General features: G+C 61.8%; 11 protein-coding genes. 8 read left to right on the plus strand and 3 right to left on the minus strand.

Annotation, left to right across the window (positions count from 1 at the left end):
* The first annotated feature begins 13 nt into the window (after window positions 1–13).
* The 6 genes from H7C18_RS16925 to H7C18_RS16950 all read left to right on the plus strand — a co-directional run bounded on the left by H7C18_RS16925 (window position 14) and on the right by H7C18_RS16950 (window position 9,501).
* The gene (locus H7C18_RS16925) at window positions 14–1,681 is read left to right on the plus strand and encodes an ABC transporter substrate-binding protein (RefSeq protein ID WP_185130273.1); all 1,668 of its coding nucleotides are present in this window, start codon (window positions 14–16) and stop codon (window positions 1,679–1,681) included.
* Between the two features lie 18 nt (window positions 1,682–1,699).
* Window positions 1,700–3,130, plus strand: coding sequence for a sulfatase family protein (locus H7C18_RS16930; protein WP_185130274.1), 1,431 nt, complete (start codon window positions 1,700–1,702; stop codon window positions 3,128–3,130).
* 48 nt (window positions 3,131–3,178) lie between these two features.
* The gene (locus H7C18_RS16935; RefSeq protein ID WP_185130275.1) at window positions 3,179–4,621 is read left to right on the plus strand and encodes a sulfatase family protein; all 1,443 of its coding nucleotides are present in this window, start codon (window positions 3,179–3,181) and stop codon (window positions 4,619–4,621) included.
* Between the two features lie 376 nt (window positions 4,622–4,997).
* The gene (locus H7C18_RS16940; RefSeq protein ID WP_185130276.1) at window positions 4,998–6,755 is read left to right on the plus strand and encodes an ABC transporter ATP-binding protein; all 1,758 of its coding nucleotides are present in this window, start codon (window positions 4,998–5,000) and stop codon (window positions 6,753–6,755) included.
* A gap of 746 nt (window positions 6,756–7,501) precedes the next feature.
* Entirely contained in the window at window positions 7,502–8,113 is a 612-nt protein-coding gene (locus H7C18_RS16945) for a Uma2 family endonuclease (RefSeq protein ID WP_185130277.1), read from the plus strand.
* A gap of 44 nt (window positions 8,114–8,157) precedes the next feature.
* Window positions 8,158–9,501 carry a DRTGG domain-containing protein gene (locus H7C18_RS16950; RefSeq protein ID WP_185130278.1) on the plus strand — a complete coding sequence of 448 codons (1,344 nt, stop codon included), beginning with the start codon at window positions 8,158–8,160 and terminating at the stop codon, window positions 9,499–9,501.
* Here H7C18_RS16950 and H7C18_RS16955 read toward each other — a convergent pair.
* The 3 genes from H7C18_RS16955 to H7C18_RS16965 all read right to left on the minus strand — a co-directional run bounded on the left by H7C18_RS16955 (window position 9,473) and on the right by H7C18_RS16965 (window position 10,693).
* On the minus strand, window positions 9,473–9,778 hold the full coding sequence (locus tag H7C18_RS16955; RefSeq protein ID WP_185130279.1) for a YtpI family protein: 306 nt from the start codon (window positions 9,776–9,778) through the stop codon (window positions 9,473–9,475). The two genes, H7C18_RS16950 and H7C18_RS16955, sit on opposite strands and share 29 nt — an antisense overlap.
* A gap of 90 nt (window positions 9,779–9,868) precedes the next feature.
* Window positions 9,869–10,357, minus strand: a complete 489-nt coding sequence (locus H7C18_RS16960; RefSeq protein WP_185130280.1) for a sporulation membrane protein YtrI — start codon at window positions 10,355–10,357, stop codon at window positions 9,869–9,871.
* Between the two features lie 9 nt (window positions 10,358–10,366).
* Window positions 10,367–10,693, minus strand: a complete 327-nt coding sequence (locus tag H7C18_RS16965) for a YtrH family sporulation protein (RefSeq protein ID WP_185130487.1) — start codon at window positions 10,691–10,693, stop codon at window positions 10,367–10,369.
* Window positions 10,694–10,794: 101 nt separating this feature from the next.
* Here H7C18_RS16965 and H7C18_RS16970 point away from each other — a divergent pair, with 101 nt between their 5' ends.
* Both H7C18_RS16970 and H7C18_RS16975 read left to right on the plus strand, forming a co-directional pair.
* Complete coding sequence (locus H7C18_RS16970; RefSeq protein ID WP_185130281.1) at window positions 10,795–14,451, plus strand: DNA polymerase III subunit alpha; 3,657 nt, start codon at window positions 10,795–10,797, stop codon at window positions 14,449–14,451.
* Window positions 14,452–14,693: 242 nt separating this feature from the next.
* Window positions 14,694–16,931: a helix-turn-helix domain-containing protein gene (locus H7C18_RS16975; protein ID WP_185130282.1), complete on the plus strand. Its 2,238-nt coding sequence runs from the start codon at window positions 14,694–14,696 to the stop codon at window positions 16,929–16,931.
* Window positions 16,932–17,023 lie beyond the last annotated feature (92 nt).

The raw sequence follows: 17,023 nt of genomic DNA on the forward strand, positions 1-17,023 counted from the left end.
TGGGGGAAAAAAGATGAAAAAAATGCTCGCTTTTTCGCTTGCGGTCGCCACGGCGGCGATGGTCACGGCTTGCTCGAACGGAGACTCCGGAGCGTCTCCGGCGAATACCGCCGCCGCCAATGCCTCCGCCGCCAATACCGGGTCAGCCGACGCGTCCGGTGCGGCAGGTACGTTCCCGCTGTCGAAGGAAAAGAAGACGCTCAAGGTACTAGCCGTGCAAAGCCCGTACGTGCAGGATTACGAGACGAACGATTTCACGAAATATTACGAGGATCTGACGAATGTACACGTGGAATGGAAGTTCGCTCCGCCGCAGGAAGCCCAGGAAAAGCTGAATCTGGCGCTGGCCAGCGGCGACCTTCCGGATGTGATCGTCGGCTTCGGCGTCAGCTCGGCCCAGCAGATGGTATACGGCCAGCAGGGCATCTTCCTGCCGCTGAACGATTTGATCGACCAATACGGCGTGGAGACCAAAAAGCTGTTCGAGAAGTATCCCGAGGTCAAGCAGGCCATTACGGCGCCGGACGGCAGCATCTACTCTCTCAGCGGCATCGACCGTAACCCGCATACGATGGCGCCGCAGAAAATGTGGATTTACGAGCCGTGGCTGAAGAAGCTGAATCTGAAGATGCCGACGACGACCGACGAGTTCGAGAACGTGTTGAAGGCGTTCAAGACGATGGACCCGAACGGCAACGGCAAAAAGGACGAAGTTCCGATGTCCGGCGGGGTGCAGGACAACATGACGAACGTCGACAGCTTCCTGATGAACTCGTTTGTTTTGCACAAATTGACTTCCAACGAGCTTCTGTTCGACGAGAACGGCCAGATCGACGCCGACTTCACCAAAGACGGCTACAAGGAAGGGCTGGCCTACCTGCACAAGCTGTACGCGGAAGGCCTGATCGACAACGAAGCGTTCACGCAGAACAACAGCCAGCTCAAAGCGCAGGTCGAGAACGGAGACCCGACGGTCGGCGTCGTCTCCTCCTCTTCGTTCGCGCAGTTCACCGACGTAAGCAAGGACCGCTGGAAGGACTTTGTCGCGGTTCCGCCGCTGAAAGGGCCGTCGGGGCTGCAGCAGACGCCGTATTTGTATTACAGCAACGCCGGCGGCAATTTCCTGATCACGAGCAGCGCCAAAGATCCGGAGCTCGCCTTCCGCTGGGGCGACGCCCTGTTCAGCGACGATATTTCGCTGAGAGCGAATATCGGCACGGAAGGCGTCGGTTGGAAGAAGCCGGACGAAGGCGCGGTCGGCTTGAACGGCGGACCGGCCACCTGGGTTCGCGTGATCGGGTTCGGCACGCTGCAGAACAACTCCTGGATGCAGACGGCTCCGTATCATTTTTCGAAGGAAATGTTCGAAGGTCTTGCCGCGGATGAGGTCTCGGTGCCGCGCAAGCTCTATGACGCGACGGTGAACAACTATGAGCCTTACAAGAGCTCCAAGGAGCAGGAGGTTCCCCCGATCTTCTTCAACGAAGCGCAGGCGGCGGAGCTGACCATGCTTCAGAAGTCGATCATGGACTATGTGCAGGAGAGCAAGACCCGCTTTATCTTCGGCGACCTGTCGCTGGACAAAGACTGGAGCGCTTACCTCTCGACGCTCGACGGCATGAATTTGAAGCGGTACTTGGAGATTTACAACGAAGCGTACACCGCCCAGTACAAGAAGTAACGGGGGGGACGAAGCCGAATGAAGCCGAACATATTATGGATCTGCACGGATCAGCAGCGATTCGATACGCTCGGCTGCTATGGGAACCCGTGGGTTCGCACGCCGGATATCGATGCCTTGGCGCGGCGGGGGTCGCTTTTCGAGAACGCCTGCTGTCAATCGACGATCTGCTCTCCCAGCCGCGCCAGCTTTCTGACGGGGCGTTATCCGAGAACGACGGGCTTCCTGAAGAACGGACAGAGCATTCCGGATACGGAGGTGCCGGTGACGCGTCTGCTTCAGGAGGCGGGCTACACCTGCGGGTTGTCCGGAAAGCTGCATCTGTCGGCCTGTCATCCGTCCGTCAGCAAGGGGATGGAGCCGCGCATCAAGGACGGCTACGACGTCTTTCATTGGTCGCATCACCCGCAGGAAGACTGGCCGGTCAACGAATATTCCCAATGGCTGCGCAGCAAAGGGAAGCGCTACGAGGCCCGACCCTTGCCCGAATGCGAGCATGTCGTCTGCGGGCCGGACGCCGGGGATCATCAAGCGGCCTGGTGCGCGGAGAAAGCGATCGAATTCATCGAAGCGAATGCGCGGTTCGAACAGCCTTGGCTGTTTTCCGTCAATATCTTTGCGCCGCATCATCCGTTCGACCCGCCGGAGAGCCATCTGAAGCGTTATTTGGAGCGGCTTGACGACATTCCGCTTCCGAACTACGAAGAGGGCGAGCTGGAAGGCAAGCCTGGCGTGCAAAGACGCGATCATAACGGGGCATATGCCAATTCCAAGCTGTATCCGTTCGCGAGGATGAGCGAGCGGGATCACAAGTATTTGCGCGCCGCTTACTGGGCGATGTGCGATCTGATCGACGAGCAGGTAGGCAGGATGCTGGAGGCGCTGGAGCGAACCGGCCAGCTGGACAACACGATGGTCATTTTCATGTCCGACCATGGGGAGCTGCTCGGCGATCACGGCATTTACTTGAAAGGGCCGCATTTCTACGAGGAATCCGTGCATGTGCCGCTGATTGTCTCGTATCCGGGCGTCTTTCAGGCCGGCAAGCGGATCTCCGCCTTGACGGAGCTGCTCGATCTGGCGCCGACGCTGCTGGAAGCCGCCGGACTGCCCATATCCCCGGGCATACAGGGAAAATCGCTTTTACCGCTTCTGACGGGAACTGTGACGAGCCATCGGGAAGATATCCTGTGCGAGGTGGACGAAGTTCGGGCCAACGGGGAAGCCAGGGCCAGCGGCACGATGCTTCGCACCGAGACGCACAAGCTGGTCGTGCACGGTCCGGCTCCGGAAGGAGAGCTGTACGATCTGCGAGAGGACCCGCAGGAACGCCGCAATCTGTGGAACGATGCGGCCTCGGCCGGCGTGAAGCTGCAGTTGATGGAGCGACTGTGCCGCCGGCTGGCGGATACGGCGGACCCTCGGCTGCTCAAGACCGCTCCTTGGTAAGGGGCGGCATCAACCGATCGAAACACTTGGAGTCTGGAGGGAATCAGCTTGAAGAAGCCGAACATTTTATGGATTTGCACCGATCAGCAGAGGCAGGATACGCTGGGCGTCTACGGAAACGAATGGGTGAACACGCCGCATATCGACCGGCTGGCCGCCGAAGGCGTATTGTTCGAGCAAGCGTTCTGCCAGAGCCCGGTGTGTACGCCGAGCCGCGCCAGCTTTCTGACGGGACGCTACCCGCGAACGACAAGATGCCGGGCCAACGGCCAGGATATTCCGGCCGACGAGAAGCTGATCTCGCGGCTGCTCTCGGACGAAGGATATACTTGCGGTCTTGCCGGCAAGCTGCACTTGTCCGCCTGCCATCCCTCCGTTACCAAGGGAACGGAGCGGCGGATCGACGACGGCTTCGATCAATTTTTCTGGTCGCATCATCCGAATTCGGAGTGGCCGACGAACGAATATACGCAGTGGCTGAGAGCGAAGGGGAAGACGTTCTCTCCCCAGCCGGTCGAAGCGTCCCGGCATGTGAGCTACGGCCCGGATGCCGAGGACCATCAAACGACCTGGTGCGCGGAAAAGGCCGTGCAGTTTATCGAGACGAATGCGGACTATGACCGGCCGTGGTTTTTCCTCGTCAACCTGTTCGATCCCCATCATCCGTTCGATCCGCCGAAGGAATACCTGGAGAGGTACATGGAGCGGCTGGATGAGATTCCGCTGCCGAACTATCGGGAAGGAGAGCTCGACAACAAGCCGGTCTATCAGCGCATCGATCGGGAAGGCGCGTACGGCATGAAGGGGCATCTGGCCGCATCCGGCATGAGCGAGCGCGATCATCGTCTGATTCGCGCCGCCTACTGGGCGATGTGCGACCTGATCGACGACCAGGTGGGGCGCATGCTCGATTCGCTGGAGCGCAGCGGACAGCGGGACAACACGATCGTCCTCTTCATGTCCGATCACGGCGAACTGCTCGGCGACCACGGGATGTATCTGAAAGGGCCCCATTTCTACGATTGCAGCGTGCGCGTGCCGCTGATCGTCCGCGGGCCGGGGATCGAGGGCGGCAGGCGCCTTACTTCTCTGGTCGAGCTGGCCGATCTGGCGCCGACGCTGCTGGAGGCGTCGGAATCTCCGGTCTACGAAGGGATGCAGGGCCAATCTTTATGGCCGCTTCTGAGCGGACGGGAAGAGATGACGTCGAAGCATCGCGAGGACGTGTACTGCGAATCCTACGACGCCAACTTCCCTCACGGCGATCTCCGGGCGTGGGCGACGATGGTGCGGACGGAGCGGCACAAGCTGGTTCTGTACCACAACGACAACTCCGGCGAGCTGTACGATCTGCAAGCGGACCCCGGCGAGAACCGCAACGCCTGGGAGGACGGCGCGTACGCTTCCGTGAAGCTCGAGCTGATGCAGCGCCTCTGCAACCGCATGGCGATGACCGTCGATCCGCTGCCGCCGCGCCGGTCGCCGTGGTAGGTACGCGACCGGAGAGACCGACCTGCAGTTAGGTTCTCCGTCGCACTCCGCCAACGAACAAAAGGGCCCTGTCGCGCACGTTGCGGGACAGAGCCCTTTTGCCGTTGCTTGACGGGAATGATCCCCGAGATCGCGCGGAGTTCCAAATGTGCGAAAAAAGCAGAAATCCTGAGAGAAGCGGGCAATGAAAGCGCGCCATGGCGGCTGGGTGCCGGATGGAGCCGATGCGGTGATCTGCCAGCGGTTTACTTGCCAGGGAAAATGCCCGAAAATGGGGAAGTTGAGTCTGTGAACGCGCGTTTAAACAAGGAGAGATCGTCCCCATGACGACCGCACAGCCGCTGCGCCCCAGCAGGGAGAAGCTTCCTCGTACGGGATGGAGCATTTGTTCGAGAACGAGGCTTTGACGGATCGCCGCCCGTTTCGCATTTTATCTCTGCTCTATACCGACCATTGGCGGAAGCTGCTGCTCTCCACCTTCTTTTTCCTGATCAAGCATTCGCCCGTCTACGTGCTTCCGATCGTGACCGCCAATCTGATCAATATGGCGACGAAGCCGGACCATTACGCCAAATCCGCCTTGTGGTGGAACTTCATCATCCTATTCTTCGTTATTGTGCAGAACATCCCCACGCAAGTGCTTCATATCAGCTACATGAGCAAAGCGATCCGCTACGTGGAAGCGGGGCTTCGCAGCACGCTCGTCCGCAAGCTGCAGCGGCTGTCGATGTCGGCCCACGGCGAGCTGGCGGCGGGCAAGCTGCAGTCGAAGGTGCTGCGGGACGTCGAGGCGATCGAATTCCTGTCGCGGCAGATGATGATGTCGGTCATGCCTGCGATCGTCAGCGTCATCGTGGCGATCGCGATCACCGCCACGCGCAGCCTGCTAGTGACCGCGTTCTTCGTTCTGACGGTTCCGATGGCGCTCGTCGTCGTTTCCTTTTTCCGCAAAAAGATCCGGGCCACCAACAGCGAATTCCGCAAGCAGATCGAGTCGATGTCCGGGCAAGTGTCGGAGATGGTCGGCATGATGCCGGTCACCCGGGCGCACGGCCTGGAACAGACGGAGATCCGCAAGATCGACTCGACCTTGAGCAAGCTCCGCAACAAGGGCTACCGCCTGGATATCGTGGAAGCGTACTTCGGCTCCTCGGCGTGGGTCACGTTCCAGACGTTCCAGGTGCTCTGCCTCGGCTTCACGATCATGCTGGCGTACCAGGGGAAAATTCCGGTCGGCGACGTCGTGCTGTACCAGTCCTTTTTCACGATGATCCTGAACGCCATCTCGAACCTGATCAACGTCTATCCGAACATCGCGAAGGGCTTCGAATCGATCTATTCCGTCACGGAGATCCTGCTGTCCAAGGATACGGAAGAATATCAGGGGAAAAAGAAGCCGGAGTCGGTTGCGGGCCGTTTTACGTTCGACTCGGTTCATTTCGGCTATCCGAACTCCGATCGCCACGTGCTGAGCGACTTCCGTCTCGACGTCAAGCCGGGAGAGTGCGTCGCGCTGGTCGGGGCTTCCGGCGCGGGCAAATCGACCGTCCTCAATCTCGCCATCGGCTTCAGCAAGCCGTCGAAGGGGCAAGTGCTCGTGGACGGCATCCCGATGGACGATCTGGACATGGGCGCGTACCGCCGGCATCTCGCGGTCGTTCACCAGAGCACGGTGCTGTTCTCCGGCACGATTCGGGAGAACATCACGTACGGCCTTCCGTCCGTCAGCGAGGAGAAGCTGGCGGAGGTCGTGCGCATGACGCATCTGCAGGACGTGATCGCCCAGCTTCCGCAAGGACTGGACACCCCGGTCGGCGAGCACGGCGGCAAGCTGTCGGGCGGCCAGCGCCAGCGCATCGCGATCGCCCGCGCGCTCATCCGCGACCCGTCGATCATTCTGCTCGACGAGGCGACGTCGGCGCTGGACAACGAGTCCGAGTACTACGTGCAGCAGGCGATGCAGGAGCTGATCAAGGGCCGGACGACGTTCATCGTCGCCCACCGTCTGTCGACCATCCGGGACGCCGACCGGATCGTCGTCATGAAGCGGGGCCGCTGCGTCGAGGTCGGCACGTACGACGAGCTGATGGCGAAGCAGGGCGAATTCTATCAGTTGAAAAAGCTGCAAGCTTAAAAGACAAGCGAAAAGCAACCGCTCCTTCGGCGGAAGGCCGCCCGGCCGGCTTGCGGCCGCTGCACAACGTTCCGCGAGCGGGTCGTGGACGGCACTTGGCGCGCGGCTATCGGCATGGGCGAACCGACAAGCCCGAGCATAACGGCACGGCTTGCCGCGCAGGGATCCGAGCGTGACGACATGGCGTGCCGTGCTGGGATCCGAGCTGGACGACATAACGTGTCGTGCTGGGATCCGAACGGGCGTGCTTCGGCTTCGCATCTAAACGAAACTATACGATCTTATTTGGCGAAAAAGGGAGAGGTTTGCGTTCTAACGAAACGAAGGAAGCTTATTTACCCGTTTTCTCCGGCAAACGGCCATCATCTGCCCCAATAAGCTCTCCTCGTTTCGTTACGTTGCGCCGACCCTTGATTTTGCCGGAATAACGTCGCTGAGATTCGTTAGCGTGTCCGCTTTCCCTCGGGGGTCATTCGCCAACCTCCTGATTGTAGAGAATCGCTTTTTTCGCCGTCTTTTTAAAGGCAGGGCGAACTAAATCCGTTCGCAAACGCCGTTCGCGGCGGGGAGAATCATCTTCGCTGGCATACGGCGTTTGCAGTTCAGGCGGGGAGGAGCATCCTCGCTGGCGGACGGCGTTTGCCGTTCCGGGCGGTGCAAGGGCGGACGCGGCGCGAGTTGTCCCCGATGCCGATGCCTTCTTATGATATAATCGAAGCAAACTTGAAGGCGGGAGGGGTGCGCGTATGAACGATAAGCGAGGCAAGAGCGGTGTCGTCAAGGAGCAGCCCGAAGTCTATCAACCCGAGAACGGCGCTTCGGAGCTGCTCCCGATGGAGATGCCGCTGATCGAAGAAAGGTACGAGATCATCGACGGCGTTCGCTACGACTGCCAGCCGTCCCCTACGCTGAAGCATCAGCTTCTGGTTACCAGACTGTGGCAGGAGCTGGATACGACGTGCAGCGCCACGGGCACGCTCGTCGTCGCCCCGATGGACGTGCATCTGGACGATGACAATATCGTGCAGCCCGATCTCATCTACGTATCCGACGAGAACTCTTCGATTCTGAAGACGAGGATCGACGGCGTTCCCGACCTGCTGATCGAGATTTTGTCCCCAAGCACGGGCGAGCACGACAAGGTTCGCAAAAAGGCGCTGTACGAGCGTTTCGGCGTTCCCGAATATTGGATCGTGGACTTTCATCACCGGACGATCGACCGATTCGCGCTGGCGGACGGCAAGTACGTGCTGGAACGCACGTACGGCTCGGCCGATACGCTGCTGTCCGAGCGGTTCCCCTGCGTCCGGGTTCAACCGGGACAGCTGTTTCAAGTTCTGGGCAAGCTGGACGATTGAGCGGTCATAATGGATCAAACGAGACGAACGAGGAGGCGGCGGCTATGCCCGGCAACGAGACGACGGACGGAGAACTGACGAAGCACGAGCAGCTGCTTCACTACATTCGCGACCTCCCGGTCGGCACCCGCATCTCGGTGCGCCAGATGGCGAAGGAGCGCGACGTGTCGGAAGGCACGGCGTACCGGGCGCTGAAGGAAGCGGAGCATCTCGGATACGTCAACACGAAGGAACGGATCGGCACGGTAAGGGTGGACAAGAAGCGGCGGAGCCATCCGGAGCAGCTTACGTTCGCGGAAGTGCTGGATATCGTGCAGGGAGAGCTGCTCGGCGGGGAAGAAGGTCTGGCCAAGACGCTGCACAAGCTGGTCATCGGGGCGATGGAGCTGGACGCGATGATGGGCTATATCGACGCGGGAAGCCTGCTGATCGTGGGAAACCGGGAGAACGCCCAGCGCATGGCGCTGGAGCACGGGGCGGGCGTGCTGGTGACGGGGGGCTTCGGCACGAGCGCCGACGTCAAGGAGTTCGCGAACGCGCGGAAGCTGCCGATCATGAGCTGTCGACACGACACGTACACGGTCGCGTCGATGATCAACCGCGCGATGTTCGACCGGCAGATCAAGCGCAAGATCATGATGATCGCCGACCTGGTCGATCCGGGCGCGAAGACGGGGACGCTGCGCCAATCGGCGACGGTGGCCGACTTCGTGAAGATGAGCGAGGAGACCGGCTCCATGCGCTTCCCGATCGTCGACGAATGGAACCGCGTCGTCGGAATGGTCACGACGAAGGACATCGTCGGCTCCCCCGCCGGGCAGACGCTGGACAAGCTGATGACGCGGCGGCCGATGACGGTGACGATGGGGACGCCGATCGCTTCCGCCGCTCACCGGATGGTGTCCGAAGGCATCGAGCTGCTGCCCGTGGTCGACCGCCAGCGCAAGCTGGTCGGCGTCGTCAGCCGCGCGGACGTGCTGCGGTCGATGCAGTTCGCCAACCGGCCCCAGCAGCTCGGCGAGACGTTCGACGCGCTCATGTGGAGCGGCTTCGCCGAACGCCGGGACGAGGAGAACCGGCTGTCGTTCGCGGGCCTCGCCACGCCGCAGATGTCCGGTCCGCTCGGCACCGTGTCCGAGGGCGTGCTCACGGCGCTCATGCAGCAGGCGGCGGCCAAGCTGGCGGACGATCTGCGCAAGCGGGAGCACGTCCTGCAGAACATGACGACGTATTTCCTGCGCACCGTCCCGATCGACGCATCGATCTCCATCGTGCCCAGCATCATCGAATCGAGCCGCCGCCATCTCATGATGGAAGTGAAGGTGCTGCTGGACAGCGACGTGATGGCCCGGGCGATGCTTACCGCGCAGACGATCGATGCTTTGTGAAGTAGGAATGGTTGCGGATGCCGGCGAACAGGTTGAACAAGCCGAGCACCAGGAACATGGAGCCGACGATGACGCGAAGCGTCGAGCCGCTGAAGAGAACCATCTGGATCAGCGCCAGAAAGATAAGCGTGAGGCCGATGCAGATGTTCATGCGGGCGCCGTACAGTCCCCTCAGAATCGGGTCGCGGCTTCTCCTGGAGCGATAGCTGAAGACGACGGACAAGACGACGGTCACGAGCACGATGGCGCCGAACGTCCATTGGAGCGCAGTAATCATGAAGGACGTAACCCCTTTGCACCGAATGCGGCGCGCGCGGCGCCGTTTTTCCCATTGTAGCACAAAAAGGCACTCGGTTCGCGCCGGCGTTCACTGCGGCGGCTTGAGCTCGGCTTCCGCCCATACCTGCAGCACCGAATCGGCCACGAGCATCGTCTTGATCCGGACGGTCACGTTCTGCTCCGCAACGCCCGTATACGTCTTGTTCTCGAGCAGCTTGCGGACGAGCTGAGCGTCCGAGCCGATGTCGTAGACGCTGCGGCCTTTCAGGATCGACAGGTCTTTTTCCAGCCGGTTCTTGATGTCGGTCTCCTGCACCGTGCTCATCTTCTGCTTTTTTCCTTCCGGCTCGAGCACGAACACGACGATGCTGCGGATCACCGTTACCCTTCGATCCGCCAGGAGCTGGCTTTCCGTCAGATTTAGCTGTTCCTTGAGCTGGTAGTTCTGGTCGGCGATACGGCTTGTCTGATCCAGCACCATCGCGCTATAGATCGCCGCCCCGATGATCATCCCGCAGACCAAATAAGCCATCGCCTGCATTCCCCGGCGATACCGCTTGAAATCCGGAACCCGCATCGGCGCCGCTCACCCCGCGTTCCGGCACATCCAGTTCACGAGCTCGGTAGCCAGATGCGCGCCGAGGAATGCGCAAAGAATGTAGAATACCTGCTGCAGGGCGGGAGACAGGAAGCCCTCCATCACGTTGGCTTCGATGACCCGGATCGGGTCGATCGAGCCGCCGATCGCCACGACGACCGCCCAAATTTTGATGCGTCCGGCGATGTTCAGCATCGTCTCCTGGGGCGACACCCAGAGGAACAGGGCGGCCATGCCCGCCAGCATGGCCGCGCCCAGCACGACCCCGAACGCAATGAAGAAATCCAACGTCGCTTGATAATAGAAACGATTCATCCGATCCATGCGGATCCCCTCCCCTATCACTATATGGGACGGGCCGCCCGCCTTATGATACAATTGGTGCAAGGAGTTTACCGGAAAAGAAGGGAATAGGCATGTGCGGTTTCGTTCATTTGCACGTACACAGCGAGTATAGCCTGCTGGACGGGGCGTCGCGCATCCCGGAGATGGCGGACCGGGCGGCGGAGCTGGGCATGAAGGCGTTGGCCCTGACCGATCACGGGGTCATGTACGGCGCCATTCCTTTTTATAAAGCTTGCCGCGAGCGGGGGATCAAGCCGATTCTCGGCATGGAAGCCTACATCACGGCGGGTTCCCGGCAGGAGCGCGCGTCGCGGCGCGATCAGCCGATCTATCATCTGACCCTTCTCGCCAAGAACGCGGCCGGGTACCGCAACCTGATGAAGCTGACGTCCATCGGGCATCTCGAAGGCTTCTATTATAAGCCGCGCATCGACTTCGAGGCGCTGTCGGCGCATGCCGAGGGGCTGATCTGCCTGAGCGGCTGCCTGAGCAGCGAGCTGTCGCGCCTCTTGATCGACGGGAAATACGAGGAAGCCAAAGCGCTGGCGCTGAAATATCGCGGCCTGTTCGGCGAGGACTATTTCCTGGAGCTTCAGGACCACGGCGTGCTCGACCAGAAGAAGACCGCTGCCGGCGTGCTGCGGTTGTCGCAGGAGACGGGCATTCCGGTCGCAGCCACGAACGACTCGCACTATTTGCGCGAGGAGGATGCGGGGCTGCAGGAGGTGCTCCTGTGCATCGGCACCGGCAAAACGCTGGAAGACGAAGACCGGCTGAAGATGGACACGTCCCAAATCTATCTGAAGAGCGGGGAAGAGATGGCGGCGCTGTTCCGTCATGTGCCCGAAGCGATCGCCAATACGGCGCTCATCGCGGACCGCTGCGAGCTGGAGCTGGAGTTCGGGAAGCACATTCTGCCGCAATATCGGCCGCTTCCGGAAGGCTTAAGCGCAGGCGAATATTTGGCGCAGCTGTGCCGCGAGGGACTGGAGAGGCGCTACGGCGCTCTGGCGGAGTGGAACCAAGAAGACGCAGCCTCCGAGGGAGGCTTCCGCAGGCTGGCCGAAGACCGGGTTCGGTACGAGCTGGACGTCATCGGGCGGATGGGATACGACGACTATTTTCTGATCGTATGGGATTTCATCCGGTTCGCGCATGAGCAAGGCATCGCGACGGGACCCGGACGGGGCTCGGCCGCCGGCAGCCTCGCGGCGTACTGCCTGAACATTACGGACGTCGATCCGCTCAAGCATAAGCTGCTGTTCGAGCGCTTCCTCAACCCGGAGCGGGTCTCGATGCCGGATATCGACATCGACTTCTCCGACGAGCGCCGGGACGAGGTGATCCGGTACGTCGCCGGCAAGTACGGAAGCGAGCACGTCGCTCAGATCATCACGTTCGGAACGCTGGCGGCGCGGGCGGCGGTGCGGGACGTCGGCCGGGTGATGAACGTTCCGTTCGGCGACGTGGACAAGGCGGCGAAGCTGATTCCGGGAATGCCGGGCATGTCGATCGAGCGGATGTCCCGGGAGAATGCGGACTTCCGCGCTCTCGAACAAAACGGCGGCATCGTCTCCGAGATGATCGCCATGGCCCGCAAGGTCGAAGGCTTTCCGCGCCACGCGTCCACGCATGCGGCCGGCGTCGTCATCTCGTCGGAGCCGTTGACCGACTATGTCCCCCTTCAGGAGGGAGCGGGCGGCGTTCCGCTGACGCAGTATTCGATGGAGCATCTGGAAGCGGTCGGCCTGCTGAAAATGGATTTTCTCGGCTTGCGCACGCTGTCGATCATCGAGCGGACGCTGCGCTGGGTGCGGGAGGAGACGGGACGGGAGCTGCGTTGGGAGGACGTTCCGGACGACGATCCGGCGACGTACGAGCTGCTCGGCCGGGGAGACACGACCGGCATTTTTCAATTGGAGTCGACGGGCATGCGGCGGATGCTGCGGGACATGAAGCCGTCCTCGTTCGAGGATATCGTGTCGGCCGTGTCGCTTTATCGTCCCGGCCCGATGGAATTCATTCCGCAGTTCATCCGCGCCAAGCGGGGGGACGCGGCTGTCGTTTATCCGCATCCGGTGCTGGAGCCGATTCTGCGGGACACGTACGGAATCATCGTGTATCAGGAACAGATCATGCAGATCGCGTCTGCGATGGCGGGCTTCTCGCTCGGCGAAGCGGACCTGCTGCGGCGCGCGGTCGGGAAGAAGAAGCGCGAGGTGCTGGACGAGCAGCGCGAGCATTTCGTCGGCGGGAGCGTAGGGCAGGGGTTCTCCGCCGAGGAGGCGGGCCATGTGTACGATTTGATCGTCCGGTTCGCGGATTACGGATACTGCCGCGCCCACGCCGCCGCTTACGCGGTGCTCGCGTTCCAGACGGCTTACTTGAAGGCGCACTATCCCGTTCCGTTCATGGCGTCGATGCTGACGGCGGTCATCGGCCACCAGCGCAGAACGGCGGAATATGTCGACGAATGCCGCAAGATGGGCATTCCGGTGCTGCCGCCGGACGTGAACGAGAGCGGCGTGCTGTTCACGCCCGCGCCGCGAGCCGACGAACCGGTCGGGGCGGACGGGGAGCCGCAGCCGGTCGGCGCGATCCGCTTCGGACTGGCCGCCGTCAAGAACGTCGGCACGCAAGCGATCGACAACTTGCTGGCGGAGCGGGCGAAAGGACCGTTCGAGAGCCTGACCGACCTGTGCCGCCGGGTCGATCCGCGCGTCTGCAACAAACGCGTGCTGGAGTCGCTGCTGCTCGCCGGGGCGATGGACACGCTGCCCGGCCACCGGGCGCAGCGGCTTGCCGCCCTGGACGAGACGGTGGAGGCCGCCGCCTCGTGGCGCAAGGAGAAAGAAGAGCTGCAGCTCGAGCTGTTCGATCTGGGCGAGTCGCCGAATTGGAACGTCGACCTGCCGACCGTGACGCCGTACACGCCGTCTCAGACGCTGGAGCTGGAGCGGGAGCTGCTCGGCCTGTACTTGTCCGGCCATCCGCTGGACGAATTCGACGAGCTGCGGGAACGGCTCGGCCTCGACCGGCTCGTCGACATGGCGGACATGGCGGACGGCGCCGCCGTGCTGACGGCGGGCATGGTCGCCTCGGTCAAGCCGATCGTGACGAAGAAGGGCGAGGCGATGGCGTTCCTCGAGCTGGAAGACCGCATCATGAGCGCCGAGATCGTCGTCTTTCCTTCCGTCTGGAAGACGGCCTCTTCCGTGGCGGGCAAGGGCGAGCTCGTCCTGGTGCGGGCGAAGGTGCAGCACGGGGACGAGGACTTCAAGCTGCTCGCGGACGGCATCGTGCCGCTCACCGCGCCGGATCTGCCCGCGCAGGCGGAGCGCCTGCGCCGCATGGGCGGCGGGCGCCAGGGCGGCTCGGGCGGCCCGCCCGGGCCGCGGGGCGAAGGACGCCAGGCGGCACAGCCGGCACGAGCGCCGCAGGAGCCGCCGCCGCGGCCGAACGGGCGCCCGGCACAGCCGCAGCCGCAACCGAATGAACCGCTGCAGCGCGTCTACATCCGCATCGGCGCGGACAGGGAGCGGCCTAGCGTGCTGGAGAGCCTGAAGCGGCTGCTCGCCGTACATTCCGGTCCGCTCCCGACGCTGCTCTATTACGAGGCCAAGCGCCGCACCGTCGAGCTTTCCGCCTCTCTGCGCGTGGAGCCTTCGTCCGAGCTGATCTTCCAGATCGAGCAGCTGCTCGGCGCCGGAAGCGTCCGCGTCAAATAATGGATAAAGCGAGCCGCCGTCCCGACCGGGATGGCGGCTCTTTATCCGTAAAGATGGCACAAGTTCCCGGAGTCCCCGCAAAGTACTTGAGCAAGCTTCGAAGCCCAGCCCCGCTTTGCGGGGTTGTTTTACATTCCCGGGCTTGCTCCGTTCCCGTTTCCGTTCCCCTCAGGCAACACTACGATAACACACGACTGTTATGCTGATAGAAACAGTTTCGCGCGCCGAAAGAAGAGGGGAATATGGAAAATCAAAAATGGTATCGTCGTCTTCACTTAACCTATCTGATCATTCTGCTCGTCTCCGGAGCCGTCATCGCCTCCATCGTGTTCAACGTCGTGTACGGGAACCTCGTTCAGGAGAACGAGAAGGCAAGCCGCGCCTACACGCAGCGCGTCGCGGACAGCGTGGCGTCCTCGCTCAAAAATATCGAGCTGACGCTGGCCGCCCGGCTCGTCGGCAACGAAGCGGTCGACGACTTCTTCAACGGCGGCTCCGCGGATCCGCAGCTGGCCGAGTACAAGGCGTCGCTCGAAATCTCCGACATCCGCAACAACCCCATGATCTACTCGGCGTACTTTTATCGCTACAAGGACGGGAAGGTGCTGACGGGAGGCTATGCCGCCAAGCTGGACGATTTCTCGGACAAGCCGTTCGTTCTCGGCGCTTCGCGATCGCCGGGCGCGCGCTGGTCGCCGGTTCGCGGCTATACCGAGTATCCGCTGATCGACCCGCCCGAGCGCGTCGTCTCCATCGTCAAAAAAAGGTCCGGCAACGAAGGCCTCGTCGTGCTGAACGTCAAAGCCGACCGGCTGCTGTCCGCGGCGGGCGCCCTCCGAAGCGATCCGCGCTTTCGGCTCGCCATATCGGACGGCACGGGACAGACGATCTATTCGGCCGGCGGCTCCTCCGGATCGAAGCGGTTGGCCGAGCTGACCAACGATTATACGGGCTGGCGGTACGAAGGCGGGATGGCCGAAGTCGGCCTGTTCGAGGAGGCCGTCCTGCGCTCGCTGATGCCCCTTGCGATCGTCTTTCTCTCTCTCGCCGCCATCTATGCCTGCATGGCCTATATCGCCCGGAGGAACTTGCGGCCTCTGGAAAAGATCGTTCGCCAGTTTACGTCCTCTCACCAGGAGGCCAGAACGGAGGCGGCCGGCGGCGGCTTGCGGACGGTCGAACGGGCGGTCGACGCGATGCTGGACCGGGTGAGCCGGGCGGATCGGCAGCAGGCCGAGAACGTGAGGATCAAGCGCAAGCAGTTCTTTTTCGACCTGATGGAGGAAGAGGAGGAGGGGCTGTCCGCCCCGGATTGGCGCGAGTACGCCAAGCTGTTCGGGCTGGGCGGAGAGCGCTGCGCGCTGACGATCGCCATCCTGGAGATCGACAGATACGTTCCGCTGCTGCGCCGCGACCGGGAGGCGCTGCTGGATTCGAAGCGCCGGCTCGGCGAAGCGGCCGCCAGGCTGCAGAACGGCGGAGCGGGCGTCGTCGCCCTGGATTGGATATCCGGCGACCGTTTGGCCCTGCTCCTGAAGGCCGAGCTCGCCTCGGATCTCGTCGTGGCGGCGTCCGAGCATCTGTTGAACGAGCTGCTGGAGCGTGCCGAGCGGGAGCTTGCCTTTACCGTGACGGTCGGGCTCGGCACGGTTGCGGGCTCTTTGGCCGAAGCCGCGATGTCATTCCGCGAGGCTCTGTCCGCCCTGCAATACAAAATGACGGCGGGAAACAACCGGATGATCGTCTATCGCGAAATCAGGGACATGGAAACGGGCATCGATTCGCGCTATTTCAAATGGCTGGAAGATCTGATTCACCACTTCCGAATTCCCGTGACGGAATGGAAAAGCGACTTCGCCAAAATTTTCGACCATCTGGAAGATCGCGTGCTGAAGAACGAGGAAATGCAGCTGCTGCTGAACTATTTTACGCACCGGTTCGCGCGGGAAATGGAAGAGATCTCGCCGGAGATCAGCGGCTACTGGCATGCCGTCACCTTTCCCCTCATGACCGGCGCGCTCCGCGAGACGGGGGCGGTCGCGGAGATCCGCCCGCTCTACGAAGCGCTGATCGAGGAGCTGTACGGCAAATACGCCGCCATGCTCGAGAGCGGCGACGGCAACCGCGTCGTGTACGAGGCGAGAAAATATATCGAAGAGGAGTACGCCAATCCCGATCTGTCCTTGAGCCATCTCAGCGACCGGTTCGGCATCAACGGCAAATATCTCAGCCAATTGTTCAAGGACGAGTTCGGCGTCAAGTTCGTCGATTTTCTGATCGGCCTGCGCATTTCCCAATCGCAGAAGCTGCTGCGCGACACGGAGCTTTCGGTCAATGAAATTTCCAGACGCGTCGGTTACGAGCATGCCATCTCCTTCGGCCGGGTCTTCAAGAAATCGGTGGGCGTCTCTCCCGGCGACTACCGCAAGGCGATGCGGCCCGCGGGAGACATCCGAAGCGGGGCGGAGAAGCCCGTATGACCGCGGCGCCCCCGTAATCCGACATTTCGTCTATTCGCCGAAAATGGTTTATCCTGCCGGAAAACTCCCGCCTTCCGTACCGTCTGCCTTTT

This window comes from Cohnella zeiphila, assembly GCF_014212055.1.
Lineage (GTDB): Bacteria > Bacillota > Bacilli > Paenibacillales > Paenibacillaceae > Cohnella > Cohnella zeiphila.